The sequence below is a fragment of the Pseudomonas sp. Emmai genome (assembly GCF_055179735.1).
This window is the reverse complement of record NZ_CM143685.1, coordinates 5,783,543-5,806,536: the sequence shown is the minus strand read 5'-3', so window position 1 is coordinate 5,806,536 and position 22,994 is coordinate 5,783,543. Positions and strand designations below refer to the sequence as shown.

At 62.6% G+C, this 22,994-nt stretch carries 12 protein-coding genes; 6 read left to right on the top strand and 6 right to left on the bottom strand.

Features of this window, described 5'->3' with window-relative positions:
- Positions 1 to 153 precede the first annotated feature (153 nt).
- From ACY4LX_RS26665 to ACY4LX_RS26640, 6 genes are all read left to right on the top strand, one after another.
- Complete coding sequence (locus ACY4LX_RS26665) at positions 154 to 528, top strand: tetratricopeptide repeat protein (RefSeq protein WP_149657921.1); 375 nt, start codon at positions 154 to 156, stop codon at positions 526 to 528.
- Positions 529 to 775: 247 nt separating this feature from the next.
- Positions 776 to 1,135 (top strand): PilZ domain-containing protein, encoded by a 360-nt coding sequence (locus ACY4LX_RS26660; protein ID WP_149657920.1) that lies wholly within the window; start codon positions 776 to 778, stop codon positions 1,133 to 1,135.
- A 633-nt stretch (positions 1,136 to 1,768) separates the two neighbouring features.
- Positions 1,769 to 4,285 carry an Ig-like domain-containing protein gene (locus ACY4LX_RS26655; RefSeq protein ID WP_463258307.1) on the top strand — a complete coding sequence of 839 codons (2,517 nt, stop codon included), beginning with the start codon at positions 1,769 to 1,771 and terminating at the stop codon, positions 4,283 to 4,285.
- Positions 4,286 to 4,434: 149 nt separating this feature from the next.
- Positions 4,435 to 8,037 (top strand): Tc toxin subunit A, encoded by a 3,603-nt coding sequence (locus ACY4LX_RS26650; RefSeq protein ID WP_463258306.1) that lies wholly within the window; start codon positions 4,435 to 4,437, stop codon positions 8,035 to 8,037.
- A 48-nt stretch (positions 8,038 to 8,085) separates the two neighbouring features.
- Positions 8,086 to 12,165 (top strand): Tc toxin subunit A-related protein, encoded by a 4,080-nt coding sequence (locus tag ACY4LX_RS26645; protein WP_463258305.1) that lies wholly within the window; start codon positions 8,086 to 8,088, stop codon positions 12,163 to 12,165.
- Positions 12,158 to 16,204 (top strand): Ig-like domain-containing protein, encoded by a 4,047-nt coding sequence (locus ACY4LX_RS26640; protein ID WP_463258304.1) that lies wholly within the window; start codon positions 12,158 to 12,160, stop codon positions 16,202 to 16,204. The genes ACY4LX_RS26645 and ACY4LX_RS26640 overlap by 8 nt, the downstream gene beginning before the upstream one ends.
- A gap of 32 nt (positions 16,205 to 16,236) precedes the next feature.
- Here the strand turns inward: ACY4LX_RS26640 and ACY4LX_RS26635 are convergent, their stop codons facing one another.
- The 6 genes from ACY4LX_RS26635 to ACY4LX_RS26610 are packed head-to-tail and all read right to left on the bottom strand — an operon-like array spanning position 16,237 to position 22,950.
- The gene (locus ACY4LX_RS26635; protein ID WP_463258303.1) at positions 16,237 to 17,568 is read right to left on the bottom strand and encodes a DUF58 domain-containing protein; all 1,332 of its coding nucleotides are present in this window, start codon (positions 17,566 to 17,568) and stop codon (positions 16,237 to 16,239) included.
- Positions 17,565 to 18,563 (bottom strand): AAA family ATPase, encoded by a 999-nt coding sequence (locus tag ACY4LX_RS26630; RefSeq protein ID WP_463258302.1) that lies wholly within the window; start codon positions 18,561 to 18,563, stop codon positions 17,565 to 17,567. The genes ACY4LX_RS26635 and ACY4LX_RS26630 overlap by 4 nt, the downstream gene beginning before the upstream one ends.
- The gene (locus ACY4LX_RS26625) at positions 18,560 to 19,723 is read right to left on the bottom strand and encodes a DUF4350 domain-containing protein (protein WP_463258301.1); all 1,164 of its coding nucleotides are present in this window, start codon (positions 19,721 to 19,723) and stop codon (positions 18,560 to 18,562) included. The genes ACY4LX_RS26630 and ACY4LX_RS26625 overlap by 4 nt, the downstream gene beginning before the upstream one ends.
- A complete protein-coding gene (locus ACY4LX_RS26620) occupies positions 19,720 to 21,264 on the bottom strand; it encodes a DUF4129 domain-containing protein (RefSeq protein ID WP_463258300.1) in 1,545 nt (514 codons plus the stop codon). The genes ACY4LX_RS26625 and ACY4LX_RS26620 overlap by 4 nt, the downstream gene beginning before the upstream one ends.
- The gene (locus tag ACY4LX_RS26615) at positions 21,251 to 22,228 is read right to left on the bottom strand and encodes a stage II sporulation protein M (protein ID WP_463258299.1); all 978 of its coding nucleotides are present in this window, start codon (positions 22,226 to 22,228) and stop codon (positions 21,251 to 21,253) included. Before ACY4LX_RS26615 ends, ACY4LX_RS26620 begins: the two co-directional genes overlap by 14 nt.
- The gene (locus ACY4LX_RS26610) at positions 22,225 to 22,950 is read right to left on the bottom strand and encodes an RDD family protein (protein WP_463258298.1); all 726 of its coding nucleotides are present in this window, start codon (positions 22,948 to 22,950) and stop codon (positions 22,225 to 22,227) included. Before ACY4LX_RS26610 ends, ACY4LX_RS26615 begins: the two co-directional genes overlap by 4 nt.
- Positions 22,951 to 22,994: the final 44 nt, after the last annotated feature.

Below are 22,994 nucleotides of genomic sequence, written 5' to 3'. Positions count from 1 at the left end.
AGCGCTGAGTGAGGCTACTATGGTCTTTGGATGTAGTCATTGTTCGGATGCACTACTTATTCGTTTGTTTCTTGAAACGAATACTTTTGGTTACAGGCAGCCTGAAGATTTCCGCCGACGGGTCGATACAGAGCTCAAGACAGGAGAACCCTCATGCGATTTGCGCTCATAGCCGTCATTGCCCTCAGCGTCACGGGCTGCACCCGTTGGTCGATGAACCATCATTTGAATAACGCCTACAGCGCCTATGACCGGGGCAATTGCGAGCAGGTGATGCTCGAATTGTCCAAGGTCGACCGCGCCAGCCGTGCGCGCCGTTATGTACAGCCGGAAGTGTCGATGATGCGCGGCCAGTGCCTGGAACGGCAGAAGCTGTTTATCGACGCGGCCCAGACGTACCAGTACATCATCGCGTCGTACCCGCAAAGCGAATACGCCTACCGCGCTCGTGCGCGCCTGGAAACCCTGGAATCCCTTGGCCACTATCCGACCCGCAGCGCGCCGGTTGTGCGACCAACCCGCTTCTGATGACAGATCTCATACAAAGGCTGGCCGGGTGTACAGGTTCAGCTATAGTCGAATAAATCGGCTTCAGGGCCTTTTCCTCTGAACCGACGCAACACCTGCGACTGGCAGCGGTAAAAGTGGCAGCGGTCTGGATGGACTGTCACACCGGAAGCGGGGAGAGCGTGCCCATCCTGCATCTATAAAGCAGAAGGCCCGTTCCGAAGCATTAGTGCGGCTCTGCTTAAGAGCCTTGCGTAGTGAATTCAGCATGTTTACTGACCGCCGGATCGAGCGGCATCAACTGCCGTATTTTCTGAAAGTGTTCAACAGCGTCACCGACAAACCCATCGGCTTTCTCGGCAATGTGTCCGAGGACGGACTGATGCTGATCAGTCAGTTGCCGATGATGATTGGCGCTGATTTTGACTTGCGCCTGAAGATTCCCGCCAGCGACGGCTGCACGCAGATCATTGATGTGTGCGGCAGTTGTTTGTGGTGCCATGAAGACGCCACGCCCCACCACTATGACGCCGGGTTCAGCCTGCAACGGGCTCCGCCGGAGTATGGGCAATTGGTGAGTGCGTTGAGGCAGTACTTCAGTTTTCAGCCGTTGCCTGCTTCTGCCTGATGTCGGCGGTGTCTATCGGTCCCCTGTAGGTGCAAGGCTTGGCCGCGATGGCGGGCTCGAAATCGTCATCGCGGGCAAGCCTTGCTCCTACAGCGATGGCGGGCTCGAAATCGCCATCGCGGGCGGGCCTTGCGCCTGCAAGGGCAGCGCTGAAACTTGGGTCGCGCAGATCACCGGCTCATTCTCCAGTGGCTTCTTCACCCGCAACAACCCCATCTCGTTCAATTACTAAATCGCCATCGCCAGGTGCGGTGGCTTTGCGTCCATCCACGGGGCAGTCGGCCGGAAGGGAATGCGAGAAAACCGGCGCAGCCGTCATAACGTTCAGGAAGGGGGATAGGGACATCCCGACCGTCTGACAGGCTTTTCACCTTCGCATTCACCTCCCGGTCGACTGAATCCGGCCGCTGCCAATCAGCGACACGGATCAAATTACGGGTCAGGCCAAAAGTGCACAAGCCGGCCGATTCCGAGGGGCTTGTAGGCAACGGCGCAACGCTTCGTAGGCCTCAAAAAATGTGGGAAAAGTCCGCAGGACCGTTCGTCTGAACTGTCAGTTATTACAGGTAGGAAGCCCCGCGCATTCGTCGTAAAACAGTGCGTACTACGAACGGGTTGAGCGGAGCGGCATTCATGGCCAGCGAAGACGAAGGCACTACAGGCGAACACACTCATGCTCCCGCTATTCATATCTCCTACCCGGTGAATGGCTCGGTGGAGACAAGTTCCAGGTTCGCGGTCACCGGCGGCATTCTGGTACCCGTCTTCATTCACGTTCGCAAACTTGATGCCGACGACATCGCAATTCCATTGGGCGTCACCTACCCGCTCCTCTTGCCCGGTGGCCCTTGGGGGTGTTCGGTGGTGCTCGGTGAAGGCACGCATACGATTATTGCCGTGGCGGTAGGGGTTGATGGGTATGAGATACCCAGCGACCGCGTCACCTTTTCGATCCGACTGGCGTTGCCAGCGCCGCAGATCAATCAACCTGAGGTCGACTCAACGCAAGACATGCTGACCTGGGTCAGTGGACGGCGTGGCGACTATTCCGCCAAGGTGCAGATTCTCACGGACTTCGATTACTGCGAAGTGGGTTCCGCCCTTGTTTTGCCAACGAATAATTGGGGGACCTTCATCTCTTTTGCGCCCGGCATGCATTCGATTGTTGCGCGACAGACGATCAACGGTCGGGTGGGGACCGTGGGTACGGAACGTCTTTTCAAGGTCCGGCCATTTCGGCTCATCAACATTGCCGTCACACCGCAAGTTAACCATGGCGTGAGGTTCTCCGGTCCCGGTTACGACGGCGCTACGGTGGAAATCACCGTGATCAGCGGTCCCGACGGTGCCTCGCCACCGCCTGCCGTGACGGTGAGCAACGGCACTTGGGCAACGACCGCTGGCAGCTGGCCGCTGGGTGTCTACAGGCTGTCGGCCATCCAGAAGGTGACTGACAACGCCAGTGGCTGGATCCCTTCGCAGCCTTCGGAATTTGATGTCTCGATAGTGGAGGATCCCGTACCTGATCCCACGGACGTTAGCTTCACCTACGAACAGTACATACCGAGTTTTTTCGGCAGGGGAATGACGGGGGCAACGGTACTCATCACGTTCGCCAACGGTGACAGAGCCGCGCCCGACGCCCCGGTCATAGGCGGGATCTGGTCGAGCAGGCCGACGACGGACTGGGGCCCAACGTGGAAACGACAGGTGCAATTCAAGCAGCAACTGGACGGCCAGGTGTCGCCGGGGCTGGTGGCGGTCGAGGTGACGATCCCGCCACTACCACCCGTTATCACTGGCGTGGTAGACGACGAGTTGTCGCCCATCGTTAGCGGCACCTGCTGGCCGGGGGCGCAGGTCGAACTGGTGTTCAGCAACAGCCCGGCGCCCTACAGCCCCGTCATGAGCGATGGCCAGTGGTGCTTTCGACACCCCGACAAGTTTGCTCCCGGCGTGACCCATACGGTGACGGTCACCCAGACCATGGCACAACAAACTTCGCCCCCGGCACGGCGTACGTTCGAGGTGGGGATGTTGAGTAAACCCGTCATCATCGAACCCGTGCACGGGGCAGAAGTGGCACGTGACCTGAGGGTGTGCGGCACAGACAGCACCAACGGGGCGACGATGCAGCTGCGCGTCGACGGTATTGAGGCGGGGCCTGCAACGCCGATGAGTGGGGGGGCGTGGCATATCGATCTCACAGGCCTGGCCTTCGGCCGCCGAATCCTCGATGCACAGCAGTTCCGGGGCGGTCGGCCCTCCGAACTCAGCGACCCGGTCGCGGTGATGGTGGTGCTGATGCCCCCGGTGTTCACGGTGCCGCTGCCGGGCGGCCAGGTACCGCGCGCGGCGACGATTGCCGGTAAGGGAACGCCCGGCGCGAAGGTCCAGGTGTGGGAGGTGGGGCGCGAGGACTTGTTGCTCATGGAAGTGCCGGTCGGCTTCGACGGCTGTTGGGAAGGTGCGGTGAACCTGCCGGTGGGAGTGATCACGCTACAGGCCCGGCAAACCATGGAGGCGCAGAAGGAGGCGTCCGGCGAAAGCTCGCCGGTGACCTGCGACGTGGTGCCCGACGCGCCCTGGATTGAAACCCCGGTCAAGGACGGGGAGATCGGGCGCGTCACGGTGGTGTCCGGTTTCGGCGAGCCGGGGGACACGATCACGATCAGCCTGGACGATGCCGCACACACCGTGCTCGGCAGTACGCCGGTGCTGGAGGATCGCACCTGGTCGGTGGCCGTGACGCTCACGCAACCCGCTGGTGCTCAGGCGTTGGTGGCGGTGGCTTCGTTGGACGGGTTTGAATCCGATCGCTGCGCTCGGCAACCGGTTGTATTGGGCAGCTACTCGCCGGTGATCGATACGCCGCAGGCGGGGCGCTGGGTCGCGGAGCCCGTGAACTTCAGCGGCCAGGGCCGGCGGGGCACCGGCCAGGTAACGAGCTGGTACAACCCCGAGTACGTGTGGGCGCCGGCGCTGACTGTCAGCACCCAAGGCTGGCAAGGCTGGTCGGTCCGACGATTGTCGGCGGGCGGCAATTGGTGCCGTTTCAAGCAAACCATCGTCGATGGCGCGGATGGCTCAACGATTTCCGATTGGGTGCAAAGCCAGCGCTTTGAAGTCCCCGGGCCACCGCCGCGTTAACGGCCAGCGCCGTAAAAGCGCTCGTGTCTACTGTCACTTCTGACAGTAGACGCTTCTGCTCTCCAGGCGCAGATTCGCACTATACAGACCTACTTTTCCGCGCGGCTAGCCGCCGTTCGGGTACTTGCATCCATTCGAGGAGCCTGGCCATGGCAGATTCCGGTCAACGTCCCATCCAGCAATTGTTCGAGCAGGTGTTTGGCGAGAACCAACGTGCGGCTTACACCGACCTGAGCACGTACATCGAGCAGGGCGGCTCGGTGTTTCCCTTGGTGGAGCAGGGTGTGCAAGGGCTGGTGCGCGATTACGGGATCAGTCGTGATGACGCGCAGCAGTTCCTGCGCCGGGCCAATAGCCTGGCGGCGTATGTCCGCCGCCGTTTTATCGAGCAGAGCCTGACGGGGTCCGGAGCGCTCGCCGGCACACCGTCGAGCGGGCTGCTGTCGCTGGTGCAGGGACCGAGTTTCGAGCAACTGTTCCAGACCGATTTCGACACATTGTGCCCGCCCGATGCCCTGGAATCCGTGACCTCTCCGGTGGCGTACTGCATTGAGCTGTTGCGCTGGATCCGCGACCGCGTCGAGCCCAGCGGCAAGGACGACGGGGACGGCGGGGACAAGAAACTGCCTCTGCATGATCGGCGCAAGGATCTGAAAGCCTTGGCGGTGGATTTCAATGCGGTGCATCAGTCGGTGTCGGCGGTGGATATCATCGTTTCCGTGCTCGAGACCTTTATCAAGGGCGAAGGAGGGGCGGCCGATCTGGAACAGGCCTTAATCGACGCGCGCTACCCCAATGGGCTGCCGTACTACCAGCACTGGGTCACCCTGGATGCGGTTGCCCGGCATCACGGGATGTCGGTGGGGAATTTTGTGCACATGGTGGACGAATCCTTCCCGTATTTCCTCCTGCCCAAGGCCTGGAATGGCGACGCCAAACGGGCCCTGATCCACGCCTCGCGACTGGGGCCTTATCAGCGGCTGTTGTTGACGGAATCAGCGGTGCCCGAGGACGGGCGGGACGAGTTTTACCTGGCCAGTTTCGGTGCCGCCGATGTCTCCTGGCAAAACCTCAGTCAGGTGCCCTTTTTCGGTGAGCGCACCAAGCTCGATGCCCGGGGCGTCGAGGCGCTGTTGTCGGCGCGGGATTTCGCCCCGACACGCTCGGCAAATGTCTTGGTGTATGCGACTGCACCCGCCCCAGGCGTGAGCGAAAGCGAGCGTTCGGGCTCGGTCTATCTCAATGCCGCCAAGAGCCCGGCGGTCACGATCAATTACAGCGAAGCGGGCCAGAAGTTCCACCGTTTGAGTGCCATCCCTGGGGCCGATTTTGGACTTTTCGACCGGTTGAACCGCAAGGTGCGCCTGGACCAATGGCTGGAATTGCCCTGCGATCAGGTGGACGCGCTGCTGGTGGCGGCGATGCAGGCTGAGAAGCGCGACGTCGCCAACCCTTGGTGGATCAGCGAGGCTACGGTGCAAGCCATTGGCTTGTTTCAGTCACTGCGCGAGCGCTATGGCTGCACCGCGCCGGACTTCGCGGTGTTTATCGACGAGATGGCGATCTACGGCCGGGGCGATGCGCTGTCGCAATTCGACCAGGTGTTCAACAACCAGGGCGCCTTTCAGTCTCCCTTGCTCCTGGATAACGGGGACTTCCCGATCATCCCGGTGCCGGGAGGCATGGACCTGACGGTCAACCGCTTGTGCAGTGGCCTGGGCATCGATCTGAAGACCTACCACTACCTGGCACTGGCGATTGCCCGGGCCCATGGCCTGAGCAGCACATTGAAGCGCAGCCGGTCGATCATCTCGGCGTTCTTCCGCTTGGTGAAGTTGCCGCGCCTGTTGGGCATCACCCCGGTGGAGGGCGTGCTGATGCTGACCGCTCTGGGCGGCAACAGGTGGGTCGATGTGCTGGCGGGTGTCCCACAGATCAAGGCCACCGCCAGCGGCGAAGAGGCGCCCGATGTGCTGAACCTGATCTATGCCCTGCATTCTTGCGTGGGCTGGTGCCGGGATCGCGACTTGCCAGTGCTGTGGATGTTGCAGCAGGTGTCGCCACCGGCGGCGCTGGCCGTGGCCTCCGCACAGGAACGCCAGTTCATCGAACAGTGCCGCAACCTGCTGCCTGCCGCGCTGTTCAGCAACGCCTCCGTGCTGATGGCGGGCGTACCACCGCTGCCCAGCGCCGACTGGCTGGACTTGCTGGGCTCGCTGGTGGATGCCTCGGGGTTGGTGCTCAACCCTGACGGCAGTGAAGCCGATTATCTGGAGCGCGCCCGGGAAAAACTGGGTAAGGCGGTGGACGATGGCCTCGGCGAGGAGGATGCCGTTCTGGTCGAGCGCATGCTCGCGGTGCTGCTGCAGGCGCGTGACGCCCAGGCCTCGGTGGCCCGGGAAAGCCTGGCGGTGTACACCGGCCTGGATGCCGAGCGCGTGGCCAGTGTGCTGGTCTGGGCCAACAGCACGGTTTATCAACTGTTGCGCCAGGTGCAGGGACGGGCCGAGCGCGCGCTGGAAGGCGCGTTGAATGATGACCAAACCGACCCCTTGTTCAAGCTGCTGGCTGAAGTGCGGCAGCGCAGCAACGTGGTATTGCAACTCGACCTGAGCGCCACGTTGCTGCAGGACTATTTGCAGTACGGCTACAAGGCCTGGCTGGGTCAGAACGACCCTTACGATTTTTCGCTGCGCGCCCTGTATTACTTTTCGGCATTGACTCGCGCCTTCGAGCTGAGTGAGCAACCGGCCGGGAAGCTGCTGGATTACCTGCGCGAGGTCAACGCGCTGCCTGATCAGATCTCCAATGAAGCGCTGGACCTGGCGCAAAAAGCCGCCTCGATTCGTCTGGCCGCGTTTTTCGACTGGAGCGTGGAGGAGGTGCGGGCCTGTGTCGCGTATATCGATCCCGACAAACGCCTGGTGAAGAACCTGTCCCAACTGGACCTGCTGATGCGCATCCGCGTATTGGCGCGGCACACCGGTATGGACGCCTCGACGGTGTTGCGCGTCGGCTGTTTACCGGAGGCAATCGACAAAGAGGCGTATCGGGCTGCTGCGGAAAGTGCCTTGCTGAGCCTCACGGAGTCCCGTGCGGCGATGACGTCCTACCGGGACGAGGCGCCCGAACAGATCGTCAAGATCAACTGTGTCCTGGACAAGGTCGACGTGGTGGCGAACAACCCGGAGGACAAGATCACCTTCACCGTGACGGTCAAGGACCCCGACGACAAGGTTATTCCCCATGTCGATGTGTACTTTCAGGCCAGCCTGGGCACGATCGCGAAGGCCAGGACCGACGAGAACGGCATCGCCACCGCGCAGTACTTGGGCAAGGTTCTGGGGAGCGAGGCGCCGTTGTACTGGCTGGATCTGATAGACCCCAAGTACGCCGAGACCGTTCACGTCATAGCGGATGTGAAGTCGTTGACGATAAGGCCGGCGGAGAGGTCCCAGCCACCGATAGGGGCGGTGCCGTTGGGCCAGCAAGTCGAGGTTTACGGCACGCTCAAGGATCGTTACGGCAACCTTGGCCAAAACCAGTTGGTGGACTGGGTCTGGGTGGCGCTGAGTGATACAGACTCTGCGACTGTCCGGCCGGGTCAGGGGTTCAGCAATCAGGAGGGCCTGGTGCGGACCTTTCTTTCCAGTAATGAAGGTGGAAGCTTCGAGGTCAGCGTCATTATCCAAAGCGCCAATACCAAGGTGGTGTTCGAGCCCATCGAATTTGCCGGCAATGGCGCCGAATGACGACGGCCGCATAACGGTTTGGCCCCAACGGGCTTAGGAGCAAGAAGCATGGCACAGCACAATATTGGTGGTCTGCTTGAAGAACGTCGTTTGGCCCTGGTCGAGTATTGCATCGGGCAAGTGGGCAAGACCGGCACCGGCAAATTCAACTTTCTGAGGACCCCGGAGGACCTGTTCGAACTGCTGCGCCTGGACCCGCTCGACAGCTATCCGGTGCAGAGTTCCTGGGTGGCCGAGGCGACCAGTTGCGCCCAACAGTTCATCCATGCGGCCTACCGCAAGCTGGAACCGGGTTATAAAAAGGCGATTTTCAATTCGCAGGATCTCAAGCTCTGGGAGCTGTACAACAACTACCCGGACTGGGCGGCGGTGACCCAGATCGGGATTTACCCGGAGAACTTCATCAACCCCTTTGTCCGCCAGCGCAAGACCGGGCTGTTCAAGGCCCTGGAAAACGATCTGAACCAGACCCGGCTCAGCAGCGATTCGGTGCAGCGGGCCTTGCAGAGCTACCTGCAAGGGTTCGAGCAGACCTGCAACCTGGAGGTGCTCAGCAGCTACATGGACGGTGCTTCGCCCACCCGCGCCGACTATTACTTTATCGGCCGCCAGCGGGTGCCGCCGTTCCAGTATTTCTGGCGCAAGGCCGCGATTGAATTGCAGCCCAACTGCAAATCCATCAACCCGGTGGCGTGGGGGGAATGGTTGCCGGTGGAGATTGGTACGGGGGATCGGGTGCTGGATATTCGCCCGGTGTTCTGGAACGGGCGGTTGTGTGTGGTGTGGGCGCAGTGGCGGGACAAGATTGTTGACAATGGGTCAGTCGTGCGTATTCCGAACAAGCTCGACATCAATCTGGCATTCATGATGCAGAACGGCCAATGGTCGGCACCGTTGAATCTGTATACCGATGAGCCGGTAGAGGATTTGAGCGTCGACGCCCGCTTGATCGCCACGATCACGGTGGATGCACGTCAGCCCAAAGGCGTGTTGGGCGTCATGTTCGTGTGCAAGAACAGCGAATTTAACGTGTTCGTGACCCGTGATGTGTTGATGCGCCCCGTTCCGGAGGATGACGGCTGTTGGCTGTCTCATCTGGCGCTGTATCGCTTCACCAATACCTTGACCGTGCAGCATCCGCTGTTTGCAGGGAATCAACCGGAGATCACCGACGAAGTCATTACTCCCGGTTCATTGACCAGCTATTACGGCTTGCAGGTGTTGTTTCTCAGCGATAGCGGCGCTGGCAAGGACCGATTGGTGGTCAGAGGGGTGTGCAAGCCCGCTCCGCTGCCTGCGGCGAGTGGCACTTTTACGTTGACGTTGCTCAACCCTGCTGCCGGTGATAAGCCTGACACGGCCGACTTCGAAGGAAACCCCACCGGCGGTTGGGCGACGGATTGGATAACGATCCAGCGCAATTCGGGTGGCTTTGTTGGCACTGTGCAGTTCACGTTGGAGGGAACAAACACGTCTTACGGCAAGAGCCAATTCACCCTGAAGATGGCCAACCTGCCCCGGTTCGTGCCCCCGGCCCTGGAAAAAAACACCGCCAACGCCGCGCAATTCATTGCCTTCAAACAGCCGAGCACCCTGGCCCATGCACGCCTGAACTCGCTGTTCGGCCCGGAACTGGTGCAGCGCGCCAGCGCGTCGGTGGACGCCGTGCTCGATTGGGATACCCAGTTCCTGGTGGAGCCACCCCCCGATTCCGCCGCCCTCGACGAGCCCAACGGGGCCTTCAACGGTGCCAATGGTCTGTCGTTCTGGGAGCTGTTTTTTCACCTTCCGCATCTGATCGCGGTGCGCCTGCGGGCCGAGGATCGCTTTCAGGAAGCGCAGAACTGGCTGCATTATCTGTTCGACCCGCGTGCCCCGGCCGAGGTGTCCGAACCCCCGGAAGCCACCGACAAACCGCCCTACTGGCGCTGCCGTCCACTGGACGGCGAAGGCAACCTGGGGTGTGAAACCCAACGGCCCGTCGACCCGGATGCCATCGGTTACTCGGCACCCCAGCGTTTTCAGATTCTGGTGTTCACCGAGTACGTGAACAACCTGATCGCCTGGGGGGACTGGTATTACCGCCAGCTCACCCGCGACAGCCTGGTGGCGGCCAAGCTGTGTTATGTGCAAGCCGAGTTCCTGATGGGCAAGCCGCCGGTGGCGCGGACGGTGACGCAATGGAAAACCCGGACGCTGGGACAACTGCTGGACGACAGCCGTTCGCGCCCGGCGCTGGAACAGTTTGAGAAAACCCTCAATGTTTCCCTGGGCGACATCCCGCCAGCGGCCGAAGCGCCGCCCTTGCTCGGCTTGTTGGCCAACGGGCCGTTCAAGGTGCCGATCAACGGGCAATTGCTCGACCTGTTCGACCTGCCGGGCCGGCGTCTTTTCAACCTGCGCAGTAACCTGACGCTGGACGGTAAACCGCTGGATATTCCGCTGTTCAGCCCGCCGACCGATCCGAACCAATTGCTGCGCGACCTGGCCGCCGGCGGGGGGGGCGGTCCGCGGCCGATGGGCGGACGCCTGGTCGTGGGCGCCTTCCGTTGGCGGGTGGCGTACGAAGTCGCACTGCGGGCCGTGCAGACGCTGCAAGACTACGGCAGCCAGGTGCTGCGCCTGCTGGAGCAACGGGATCGGGCCGAGCAGGAAGAGTTGCAGCAGAACCATCTGGTGGAATTGGGCAACTACGCCCAGGTCGCCCAGGAGCAGAGCATCGCCCAATTGGAGGCGACAGTGGCCGCGCTGCGCCAAAGCCGTATCACGGTGCAGGAACGTGCCGACACCTATGCCCGCTGGTATGAGCAAAACGTCAGTGATGTGGAATATCAGGTGATGGAAAGCCTGCAATTGGCCAAGCAACTACACGTGGGGTCGACGGCGCTGCAAGCCGGGGGGGCGGCGATAGACGCGTTGCCGAACATCTTTGGCGTGGCCAATGGCGGCCATCGTCCGGGTTCCGTTCTCTATGCCGTGGCCTATGGCCTGGAAGTCGCCTCGACGGCGCAGCAAGCAGACGCCGACAAGCAAGCGGTGACCGAAACCTATCGCCTGCGCCGGCGGGAATGGGAACTGCAACGCAACCAGGCCCAGGCCGAGGTGCTGGCCATCGACGAACAGATCACCGCGCAGCAACTGGCGGTGGACGCGGCCCGGTCCAGTCTCGACCAGACATTGCGCGCCAATGCCCAAGCGCTGACGGTGTACAACTTCCTGAAAAAACGCGCGAGCAATGCCGAGTTGTTCGGCTGGCTGCTGGGCCAGCTCAAGGCTTTGCACTACCAGGCCTACGATGCGGTGGTCAGCCTGTGCCAGAGTGCCCAGTCGTCACTGAGTGCTGAAACCGGCGATTACGATTCGGCCCCGGCCTTGCCTCAGGTGTGGCTCGACAACCGTTGTGGCCTGACGGCCGGTGAACAGTTGCGCGAGTACCTGTTGCGCATGGAGCGTCGGCACCTGCAAACCTTCGAGCGGCGCCTGGAGCGGGTCAAGACGGTGTCCCTGCGGCGGCTGTTCGACGACGACAAAGACCCGCAACCAGTGCACAAAAGCTGGAGCGAGGCGCTGGCCAGGTTGCAGGACACCGGCGTGCTGGAGTTCAGGCTCACGCAGTTGCTGTTCGATCGCGAACACCCCGGCGACTACTGCCGCCTGATCAACGCGGTGGAGGTCGACCTGCCGGTGCTGGTCGGACCTTACGAGGATGTGCGGGGGACCTTGCAGCAGATTGGCAGCACGACCGCCACCAAGGCAACGGTCCAGTCGGTCGAGTATCTGCACGACCCGGATGGCAAGGTGGCCCCGGCGGATGTGCAGTTCAACCTGCGCAGCGGGCAGCAGATCGCGCTGTCGGCGGGGGTAGCCGATAACGGCATGATGGCGATCCGGCCCGATGAAGGCTTGCTCAATCCGTTCGAAAACACCGGTGCCGTTTCCCGTTGGCAATTGAATTTCCCCTGGCCGAAAAAAGAGGTGCAGCGCGCGATGCTGGGCTCTTTGACCGATGTCGTTGTGCGCATCCGCTACACCGCCAAGGGCGGCGAGCCGAGCTTTCGGCTGGCGGTGGAAAACCTGGTGAACATAGACGAAATGCCCGGCCTCAAGGGAGCGCGCAGCCATGGGTAACCCTGTCATTCAGGCCAATCAGAACCTGGTACTTAACGGTGACTTCCTGCTGCCCTATGCCAATGGCTGGCTCAAGCAGCCCCCCAATTCGCGGGGTGTCGCCATTGGCAGTGAAATGTACAACGGCGAAATGACGCGTTTTCTCAGGATCAGCCTGGATGCCTCGGTCAGCCAGGTGATCGTGGTGCCCAAGGCCTCGGACGCCGAGAACCGCTATGTACTGAGCTTTCTGTGCCAGGTGCGTTACGACGGTGCGGGTCGGGTGGTGGTGGCGATGGTTGATCAGCCCGAGAAAAAAATGGAGATTGAACTGCTGCCCGGCCCTGCGCGGAACGAGGAGCAAGATAGGGAACGTCTGGCGGGTGGGCAGGCACAGGAATTTCTTCCGATCGAGTACGAAGTCGAACTGGACCTGCCGTTGCAAAGCCAGGATCGGATTCGCTTGACGGTGAACAGCCCGACCGGTGGAGATGGCAATGCAGAGGTGTGTATCACCCGCATCAACCTGGCCCTGCATTTGCCAGCGGTGCAACTGCAAACCCTGAAGCTGGATGAGCAAGTCGTGCCCGCCGGCCGCCTGTTGCCGTTATGCCTGGGGACCACCGGCAATTGGCGCCATCGTCTGGAGTGTGTGCCGGTGGCGGGGCACCCGTGGCTGGGTACCCAGGCGGCCTTGACCCTGGCAGACAATCCGCAAGGCGCGATCCGCGCGGAACCGGATTGGGGGGCCGATCAGCCGCTGGATGAACCGTGGCTCCTTGACTGTCCGCTGCTGGATGACGAAGGCCCGCACCTGTTGACGCTGCAATGGGTCAACCAGTACACCGCCGAACCGTATTCGATTCCCGTGTCCCTGGGGCACCACCGCGTGGTGTTCCGCGAGGTGCTGGAAGCGGCGTATTACCCGGTGCTGGAATATGAGCAATCCGTACGCCTGGGGGTGCAGGTGGCGTCGTACTACACCGGTCAGTTTCTCGACGGGCGCACGGTGAACTGGACCGTGGCCGGTCAGGGCGTCAAAGGTGCCGCCCTGACCGACGCCGATGGCTGGGCCTACTTCGACTATGTGCCCACGGTGGCGGGTGACTTCGACATCGAAGCGACGGTCGAGAGTTTGTATTACGCCAGCGGCGTGGTTTCCCACACCCAGACGGTGCGGGTATTGGCGAGCGATCCGTGGAAGACGTTGCAGTCGGTGGTCGAAGGCGCCGAGACACCCTGGCAGGAAAAGACCGGTTACCCCAATCGGGGATCCGGGTATGCCTTGCAAGTGAGGCTGCCGACGGATCACATGCTGTTGGATAGCGAGATGCAGCTGCGCTGGAGCGGTGATGCCGCCGAGCAACTGGGCGTTGCCGTCAGCCCGGCGCTGGAAACTTCGGTGCCGGTCACGGGCCGCGATCTGGAATGGACCCTGACCAGCGAGGATCGCCTCGACGGTCGATTCGAACTGTCGCTGGTGTGCTCGAAACTGTTGCTGCCGTCGCCGAAAAAAACCATGTCGCTGGCGCGCAATCTGGTGCGCATCGGCGAGGTGCGCGAGGCCAACAAGTTTCCAGTGGTGGATGAAAACGAAAACGTGTTGTTGCGGGTGCAGGTGGTGCATGTGCGGGACGGCGGCGACGGCGATCCAGTGGTCAATGCGCTGGTGGACTGGGTCACCCCTGAGGGCACGTTGCCCACCGTCCCCACGGGCAGCGGTGGTTGGGCCAGTTTGTTCTACACGCCGCGCAACGCCGGGGATCAGCAGGTCAGCGCCCGGGTGCGGGCCCATGAAGAGGCGGTGGCGTATGAACACCCCTTCAATGTCAAAGCCCTGGCCACCAGTCCGTGGAAGAGCGAAGTCAGAATCCTGCTGGATAACGTCGAAGTCGATCGGGTGGTGTTGGGCGTGCTGTGTTGGCGGGGGCGTTCGCACACGCTGAAAGTCGAGCCGTTGGCCGGTAGCACTTTGATCGGTCAGGCCATTGCGCTGAACTGGCGCGGAGCGGCACCGGCCATCGGGTTGGTGGCGAGTGATATCGGAACGCCGAGAACGCTGACCGCTGCGGGGTTGGAGTGGACGTTATCGTCGGTGCAGGCCACCAGCGTCAGCAGTCTGTTCGAGCTGAAACTCAGCACCCCGCGGTTGACTGCGGATCGGGAATTGTTCGGACGGTTGATCGCCCCTGACCTGGCCGAGGAGGCGAGCCTGGCGCTGGATCAGGTCGCCGCGATACCCGGCGCCCAGGCGCTCTATCCGTGCCTGGGGGCCGTGCACCGTTTCAGCGTGTTGCCCAATGCCTTGAGTCCGCTGACAGGGCTATCGGCAACCTTGTCCTGGACGGGCGCGACCCCCGAGGATCTGGGCGCCAGCGTCACGCCGCCCTTGGCGCAACCCCAGGTGATCGACGACGGCGGCGCGCGCTGGTCCCTGGATTTCACCGCCAGCCCGGCGCCGGGCCGGTTTGCCCTGGCGCTGGCGTTGCCGCAATTGAACTGGACGGCGACAGCCAACGACATGCTGCTGGCGCACAACCGAGTCCGGATTGGGACGTGGCAGGAAGCGGCGGTGGACCCGGTCGTGGGCCAGGAGCCGGCCTGGCTGTGGGCGCAAGTGTTTTCCCGGTACACCGGGCGCGCGGTGGAACATGTTCCGCTGAAATGGCTGGCGGGTGCTGTGCCCATCGAGGTGCAAACCGACGCCGACGGTTGGTCCGGGTTTGCCTTTGCGCCCAGCGGTACCGGGCCGCAAGAGGTGTGGGCGGTACTGACCAGCCCCTATGACGGCTACGAAGAGTCGCGCGCGACGACGGTGTCGCCACTGGCCAGCGACCCGTGGAGCGGCGTAACGGTGAGTTTTGACGATCAGCCGCCGCAACCCTGGGGCGCAAAAACCTACTTTCCGCGGCGCAGCGGCAACCACACGCTGCAAATCATGGCCAGCCACGACAGCCCTTTGCTCGATCAGCAACTGACGCTGGGGCTGACCGGCACCGGGCCGGCGGCGCTGGGTATCCGCTTCGACCCGACGAACGTGCTCGGGACCCCGTTGCCGATATCCCCTGCCGGCGTGCAATTGTCCTTTACGGTGGGCGATGTACAGGATGGCGCGTTCGCCCTGCGCCTGGCCGCCAGCCGCTTGGCGGCATTGTCGCCCGCCAATGCCATGTCGCTCGGGTCAGGGGTCCAGGTGGTCAAGCTGCGGATCGACAGTCGTGTTGACCAGACGTTGAACTGGGGGCAAACGCTGGTTGAGCAGGTGACGGTAGTGTCGTCAATCAGTGGCAGACCGATGAAGGGTTTGACCGTGACCTGGCGTAGCCCGGACCTGGGGGTCGTGACGTCGGTGACGGATTTTTACGGGGTGGCGAGCGTTCGTTTCACACCGACCACCGCCGGGGCCTCAGTGCTCACGGCGACGGTCGGGGACCAGACATATTCGCAGTCGGTATCGCTGGCGTATGTCGTCAATCAACCCTCCAGCATTCAATCGCTGGTCTGCGCAGAACCGGCGGGTTATCCGGGTCAAGTGGCGTCGGGCATGGCGACGGTGGTGTCGGCGTTCACGGGTGAGCCATTGGCTGGGGTCGAGGTGATGTGGGATTACTCGGGCGTCAGGCTGGTGCCGACCCTGACCGGAGCGGATGGGGTGGCGACGGTTGAGTTCACTCTGGAGCAAGCCGGCGAGGGCTTGTTGACGGCTTTTGTGAGCGGTGGCTTGTATGGGTGGGAGATGGCGTCGGTGATCGTCGAGGTGTTGCCGGTGCATGCCAGTATCCGAGAGGTGAATGCATCACCGAATCCGGCGGCGCCTCAGGTTTTTGTCAGGATGACCGCGGTGATTGTGGCCACAGACACAGGCCAGCCGTTGGCGGGGCGAGAGGTGTTTGTGTCTGTGAGTGGAGGTGCCTACCGGTCAACACTGACGGATGCAAAAGGAGAAGTGATAGGTCACTGGCGACCTTTGATGGTGGGTGATTTGGTTTCACTCAACGTGGAAGTCAGAAACCCCGGCGAACCTGCGAAACGGAGCGGGATTGTTGTGCCAGTCATTTAGGGGCGCGAGTCAACGGTGACGGGGAATGAACGTTAAAACGCCCCGGCCTTTTTCCAGCTCAGATAACGCGTCACCAAACCGTTGCCGAGTTCCCGGGGCAGCGCTTCCAGCACCGGCACGCCATGGGTACTCAGTTGCTCATGGCGTTCGGCCTGTGCGTTGAGGTAATCCACGGTTCCGCAATACAACAAGGCTTCGGGCAGGGTTTGCACGGGCGTGTGGCGCAACTGATCGAGGACTTCTTCGCGCAGGCTGGCGACCAGCACCCGGTGGTGCTGGCCCAGGCGTTTCACGGCGTTGAGCAGGTCTTCGTCGTCTTCATCCCGCAGGTTAGTGACCAGCACCACCAGCGCACGGCGTTTCTGCCGGGCCAGTAACTGGCTGACGGCCGCCTGGTAGTCGGCGGGACGTTGGGTGGTGTTGAGGTCGTAGGTCGCGTTGAGCACGGTCTTGAGCTGACCCGCGCCTTTGACCGGGGCGAGGTACAGCGGCGTCTCGCCGGCAAAGGTGCACAGCCCCACCGAATCACCCTGTCGCAACGCCACATAACTGAGCAACAGGCAGGCGTTCAGTGCATGGTCGAAATGGCTGAGTTCGCCATCGTGGCTGCGCATCCGCCGGCCGCAGTCGAGCATGAAGATGATCTGCTGGTCGCGCTCGTCCTGGTATTCCCGGGCAATCGGCGTGCGTTGCCGGGCCGTGGCTTTCCAGTCGATCTGGCGCAGGCTGTCGCCTTCGCGGTATTCGCGTAGTTGATGAAACTCAAGGCCCTGGCCCCGTCGTTGATGCTGACGTACGCCGAGCTGGCTGAGCCAGTTGTCCACCGCCAACAGTTCGCCGCCGTAGAGACGGGCGAAGTCCGGGTAGACGCGGGTGCTGTCGCTCACATTGAGCAGGCGTTTGTCGGACCACAGGCCCAAGGGGCTGGGCAGGTTGATTTCGCACTGTTCGAACCTGAAGTGACCCCGCTGCAGCGGGCGCAGGCGATAGGTGAGCTGGCTGTGTTGACCGGGCTGCAACTCAAGGGATTGTGGCAAGTGTTCGAAGAGCAATCCTTCGGGGGCATGATCGAAAATCTGTACGTCCAACGGCTGGGCAAAGTCATGCTCGACCACCAGCTGCACCTCTCCCCACCGTCCCAGCGCGAGGCTGCCGGGCATCTGTCGTGTCAGGCGTGGCGAGGGCAGGCGTTTGAGGCGCACGATATCGAGCACGGCCAGGGTCAGCAGTGCCAACAACAGCGCCCAACTGATCGATGGCAGGTTGTCGGGAATGTTGATTTCGAGCGCCCGCAGTGCGCCCAGAATGATGTTCAGGCCCAGCAGCACCGAGAGCCAGATCAGCAGCAGGCGCGAGGGTTTCACAGGCGCGGCGCCGGGATCTGATCAAGCAGTTGCTGCAACACCTGATCGACATCCAGGCCTTCAATGTCCAGCTCCGGCGCAATCCGCACCCGATGACGCAACACCGCCAGGGCACAGCCCTTGATGTCATCCGGAATCACGAACTCACCGCCGCGCAACAACGCCAGCGCCCGCGCGCAACGCACCAGGGCGATGGACGCCCGGGGTCCGGCGCCGAGGGTCAGGCCAGGCCAGGTGCGGGTGGCGCGGGCCAGGCGGATGGCGTAGTCGAGCACTTGCTCGTCGAGGGGCAAATCGCTGGCGATCCGTTGCAGCGCCATGACGTCCTTGGCTTGCAGCACGGTGCGCAATGGCTGCACGTCGAGCATGTCGGCCCGGGTCGAGCGGCTGACCTGGCGCACCATGTCCAGCTCTTGGTCGGCATCGGGGTAGTCCATGCGCACCTTGAGCATGAAACGGTCGAGTTCGGCTTCCGGCAGCGGGTAGGTGCCTTCCTGTTCGATCGGGTTTTGCGTGGCCAGAACCATGAATGGCTGCGCAATCGGCAACGCCCGGCCTTCGAGGGTGACCTGGCGTTCCTGCATCGCTTCAAGCAACGCCGCCTGGGTCTTGGCCGGGGCGCGGTTGATCTCGTCGGCCAGCAGCAGGTTGGTGAACAACGGGCCTTTGCGCAGTTTGAATTGCTCGGTTTGCAGGTCGTACACCGCGTGCCCGGTGACGTCGCTGGGCATCAGGTCCGGGGTGAACTGGATGCGCGCAAATTCGCCGCCAAAGCAGCGGGCGAGGGCGCGCACCAGCAGAGTCTTGCCCAGACCCGGCACGCCTTCGAGCAGCACATGGCCGCCGGCGATCAGCGCGGTGAGCACGTCATCGATCACAGTGTTCTGGCCGATCACGGCTTTCTGCAATTCGCCGCGCACGGCCTGGGCCAGTTGACTGGCGCGCTGGCGTTGCTGGGCGGCGTGGTGGGCGGTGCCGGGCTCGATGTCACTCATAGGGCATTCCTCAAGGTTTGCAGGTGGGCGACCTGACGGCTGAATTCAGCGCTGGACAGCCGCTGTTTCGGGCGCGGGCTCAGGGCCTGGCTGATGGCGCGGGTGGGTTGCCGGGTCAGGCGCGCAAGCACCAGCCATTGTTCGGCAATCGCCAGTTGTTCGAAACCGGGATGACGGCGTCGGGCGCGGCGCAAGACGTCCTGCTGCAAGGCCTGCAGCAGGGTGTCCTGGCCGTGATGACGCAGCATGAAATCGGCGCTGGCGCGCAGGTGTTCCTGGAGTTGTCGGCGCGCCCGTGGAACAGGTGCCAGCAGCGGCCCGTGGCGCACGCCGAAGTGCCAGCAGGCGAGGCCGATCAACGCTGCGAGGGCGACCAGGGCCTGGGGGAAATAGCGCAGCAGCAAGGTCAGCAGCGAATCGTGATCGGTGTTGTACAGCAGGGTCACGCTGGTATCGGCGTTCAAATACCAGAGCAGCCAGGCATTGTCGTATTGCTCGATGGCCGGGGCTTTCCACAGCTCGGCGTCGGTGACCACGGTGATCGAACCGAGCCCGTGGGCCAGTTGCATCATGTGGGTGGCCTTGCCGCTGTTGGCCCAGGCCTGGGCGAGGTTTTTCGGATCATCGAGGTGGAAATCCGTATCGAAGCTGAAGTAGGCCGGGGCGTCCTCGTCTTCCAGGTAGAGCTTGGTCAGGTTCGGGTACGGGTCGTCGATGGGATCGGGCGGCAGGTCCTTGAGGTCTTTGCTCAAGGACTGATGCAACTGCACCCGGTCGAGCAGCAGGTCGTTGCTCTGGCCGGTCTTTTCATCCCACAGGGATTCGGCGACGAACACCAGACGCCCGCCGGCTCGGGTCCAGTTCAGCACCTGATCGATCTGGCGCGGGGTCATGTTCGAGCGGTCGCCGAACAGCAACAAACTGTGTTGGCGCGGGTCGATGCCGGGCAGCACGTCGAGGCTGTTGGCGTGACTGACGGCGACGCCCTGTTTGCGCAGAAACTGCTCCGCCGCCAGATACGGATTGGCCCGCGCTTCGGGAGATGCGCCGTGATCGACGATCTCCTGATACGGCGTGGCTTTCAGGTACAGATAAAAACACAACGCGCCGAACAGCAGCGCGAACACGGCGCCCAGCGCCAGCCATCCGCGCCGGCTCATCGGGAGGCTCCCGGATTGAACAGCGCACGCCAGCCATCGCAGAGTTCCTGTTGCAACGGCGCTGGCGGCAAGCGATGCCCATAGGCCATGTTCTGCCAGTGCCCGGTCAGGGTTCGGCTGAAGGCCAATAGTGCCGGTTGCTGCAATTGATCGATGCGCGCCAGCACCTGACCTTCGGTGTCGGCGTCTTTCAATGGCAGCTTGTAGTCATGCAACAAGCGGCTGAGCAGGGCGCGATACAGCAGGCCGAGGGCTTCGCGAGGGTTGGTTTGCCAGAGGGTTTCGGCAGCGGCGGCGACGTCGGCGGGCAGGGTTTCGTGATGCACGTCCAGGCCGAACAGTTGCTTGGGCACGGCGCGCTCAACCTTGCTCCGTCGCACGGGCCGACGGCTGACAAACGCCTGCAACCAGTCGCGGTAGCGCCAGATCAGCAACGTGATGCCGGCAAGCACGATGCCCCACAGCACCACTTCAATCAGCGACGCCAGGGCGCTGAATCGCGAGTCGTCGAGCAGCCGGGTCAGCGCCTTCAGCCATTGCGGGGTGGTGCCATCGTCCTTGGTTTTCGCGTCGGGTTTGTCCTCGCCAAACCGATAACGGGTGACGGATTCCCGGTTCTTGAACGGTGGCTGGTCGAGGATCGCCTTGATGCTGTCCCGGGACGCCTGGCTGGTCAGGGGCTGGTCCAGCAGGCGCGGCGTGTCCGGTGAAATGACCGGCTCGGCGGCCCAGACGCTTTGCGCGCTCGGCATCCCTGCAATCACTATCAGCAACAGGACGACGGCTGCGCTGCTCAGGCGCTGACGCATGCGGCGGAACACCAGTTCGATGTCCCAGGCCTCCAGCACGGTGCGGCGGTTCAGATAGAGGCTGAAACCGCAGGCGACATAAATCGGTTCCCACACCACCAATATCAGTGCGTAAAAGGCGTTGATCAGGTGCGCCAGCCACAGCCAGTCCTGATTGGCGGCGTCGATCAGGGTCTGCCAGTTCCAGTCCAGCTCGACCTGTTGCGGCAGCAGCAGGTAGAACAGCACCATCAAGCCGATCCACAACGCGCTTTCCAGGAACGAGCCGATGATCGTCAACCACTGCGCGGCCCCGGCATTGCGTTGCAGCAGGACGTGCAAACGTTGTTGGCGTGCCGTACCGCTCAGGCCTTCGAGTTGCACCACCGGCATGAGGAAGCTGCGGCTCAGGCTCAGTCGGCGCCAGGTCAGGCTGGCCACTAGTTGCGGCTTGAGCAGTCGCGGCCATTGGCGCAACGCCTCTTTGAGCGTGGGCGTTTCACCGAACAGGGTTTTCGACAGGATGAACAACGGCAGGCGATCGAACGCCGGTTTGAGCCACCAGAAAATCATCACCACCAGCGACGGCGAATCCCACAGCAGCAGGGTGAGCAGGGCGAAGATCGGCAACGTCACGATGGCCCAACTGCTCATCAACAACCCGCGATGCCGTTGACTCAGCAGCACGCCCAGGTCCATGGCTTCCCAGGTATTGCGCGGGCGAATCACCACCGTGGCGTCACTCAGGCGCATGGCGAGTCCGTCCGGCCAACAGCAAATACAACAGCACCCCTGACCACAGCGCCGCGCCGACCAGGTATTTGGTCATGGGCGTGGGGGCGGTCATGGAGGACCAGTAGGCTTCGACGAACGCCGCCAGCAGCAGAAACAGCATGACCCCGCAAATCAGCAACACGCTTTGGCGCGCAGCCAGGCGCAAGGCTTCGGCCCGGGGCAGGCGTCCCGGTGCGATCAAGGCCCAGCCCAATTGCAGGCCGGCGGCGCCGGACAGGACGATGCCGGTCAGTTCGAAAGCACCGTGGCCGATCACGAAGGGCCAGAAGGTTTGCCCATAGCCGATGTCGGTCAGGTGCCCGGCCACCGCGCCGATCATCAACCCGTTGAACACCAGGAAAAACGCGCTGCCCACGCCAAGCAGCGCACCGCTGGCGAAGGTCTGAAAGGCGATGCCGATGTTGTGCATGATGTAGTAGCCGAACATCACCCAGTCTTCGCTGGCCGCCCGTTCCGCCGAACGGCCGAGGTGCCCGGCGACCGGGTCGTACATGCTTTGCATTTCGCTGACCTGGTCGGCCGGGATGAGGTTGTAGATCAGGCCCGGGAACAGATACACCAGCAGGCCCATGCCGATCAGGCTGCCGAAAAACATCAGGCCGGCGGCGAGTACAAAGCGCCACTGCTGGCGCACCAGTCGCGGGAAGTCGGCGAGGATGAACGCCAGCGCATTGGCCCCCAATCGACTGCGATGCCGGTAAAACTGTTGATGCCCACGCAACACCTGATGCTGCAGCGAATCCACGAGGAAACTGCTGTACCCGCGCTCCCGGGCCAGGGCCAGGTGATGGCAGAGCCGGCGATAATCCTTGGAAAAGCTGGCGATGCGTGAGGCGTCCTTGCCTCGTTCCAGTCGGTCGAGGACCAGGGCGAATTGCTCCCATTCGGCCTTGTGGCGACTTTCGAAAAGGCTTTGCTTCATGTGGGGCCCAACAAGCCGCGGGCGATGCCATTGAGTTCGGCCACGGCGCGGGGCGGCGCAACCCGCAACGGTTCGGCGAGGATGCTCGCCAGTTCATTGACCCGCGCCGGGGAGAGTTCGCCCTGGCGTTCGGCAAAACCGAGGATGGCGCGTTGTTCGGTCAGCGTCAGGGCAAAGGTGGTGCGACGTGGTTCGGCGTCGGGTATTTCGGGGCGGGTGAGCGGCCGTTCGCGGTAGATCACCAGCGTCCCGGCGGCGAGGTCGCCGAGGCGCTTGAAGGTCGGGTGTTGCAGGCAACTGATGGCCCCGAGGACGTAACCAAACGGCAGCAGGTCGACAAATCGCAGCAGGTTGCGCAGCAACGAGGCCGACCAGCCGACCGGCGTGCCATCGTCCTGCACCACGCGCAACCCCATCCATTGCTTGCCCGGCGAGCGGCCCTGATTCAGCACCTCGAACAGCACCATGTACCACCAACTGACCCCGAACAGCAGGATCGAGCCCAGCCCGGCGCCGAGTTTGCCCAGAAACGCCAGCACGGTGAACAGCACGCCGAGGAGCAACCCGCGCAGGCCGAGGTCAATGGAGAACGCCAGCGCACGGACCATCAACCCGGCCGGGCGCAGTGGCAAGTCGATGCCTTCGGGCGTTTCGACTTGATACCGCGTGTCCAGTGGCGGGGACAGCGTCGCATTCCTTGGCAGTGCTGTGGTCACGAGCATGGGCAACCTGAATGATCGGGCCGGATCGGGATTCAATAATGCGT

Excerpts from the sequence above, each read along its gene's own strand:
- ACY4LX_RS26665 (WP_149657921.1), top strand. The coding sequence starts at position 154 with ATGCGATTTGCGCTCATAGCCGTCATTGCCCTCAGCGTCACGGGCTGC.
- ACY4LX_RS26625 (WP_463258301.1), bottom strand. The coding sequence starts at position 19,723 with ATGAGCCGGCGCGGATGGCTGGCGCTGGGCGCCGTGTTCGCGCTGCTG.
- ACY4LX_RS26660 (WP_149657920.1), top strand. The coding sequence starts at position 776 with ATGTTTACTGACCGCCGGATCGAGCGGCATCAACTGCCGTATTTTCTG.
- ACY4LX_RS26655 (WP_463258307.1), top strand. The coding sequence starts at position 1,769 with ATGGCCAGCGAAGACGAAGGCACTACAGGCGAACACACTCATGCTCCC.
- ACY4LX_RS26620 (WP_463258300.1), bottom strand. The coding sequence starts at position 21,264 with ATGCGCCTGAGTGACGCCACGGTGGTGATTCGCCCGCGCAATACCTGG.
- ACY4LX_RS26610 (WP_463258298.1), bottom strand. The coding sequence starts at position 22,950 with ATGCTCGTGACCACAGCACTGCCAAGGAATGCGACGCTGTCCCCGCCA.
- ACY4LX_RS26640 (WP_463258304.1), top strand. The coding sequence starts at position 12,158 with ATGGGTAACCCTGTCATTCAGGCCAATCAGAACCTGGTACTTAACGGT.
- ACY4LX_RS26630 (WP_463258302.1), bottom strand. The coding sequence starts at position 18,563 with ATGAGTGACATCGAGCCCGGCACCGCCCACCACGCCGCCCAGCAACGC.
- ACY4LX_RS26645 (WP_463258305.1), top strand. The coding sequence starts at position 8,086 with ATGGCACAGCACAATATTGGTGGTCTGCTTGAAGAACGTCGTTTGGCC.
- ACY4LX_RS26650 (WP_463258306.1), top strand. The coding sequence starts at position 4,435 with ATGGCAGATTCCGGTCAACGTCCCATCCAGCAATTGTTCGAGCAGGTG.
- ACY4LX_RS26615 (WP_463258299.1), bottom strand. The coding sequence starts at position 22,228 with ATGAAGCAAAGCCTTTTCGAAAGTCGCCACAAGGCCGAATGGGAGCAA.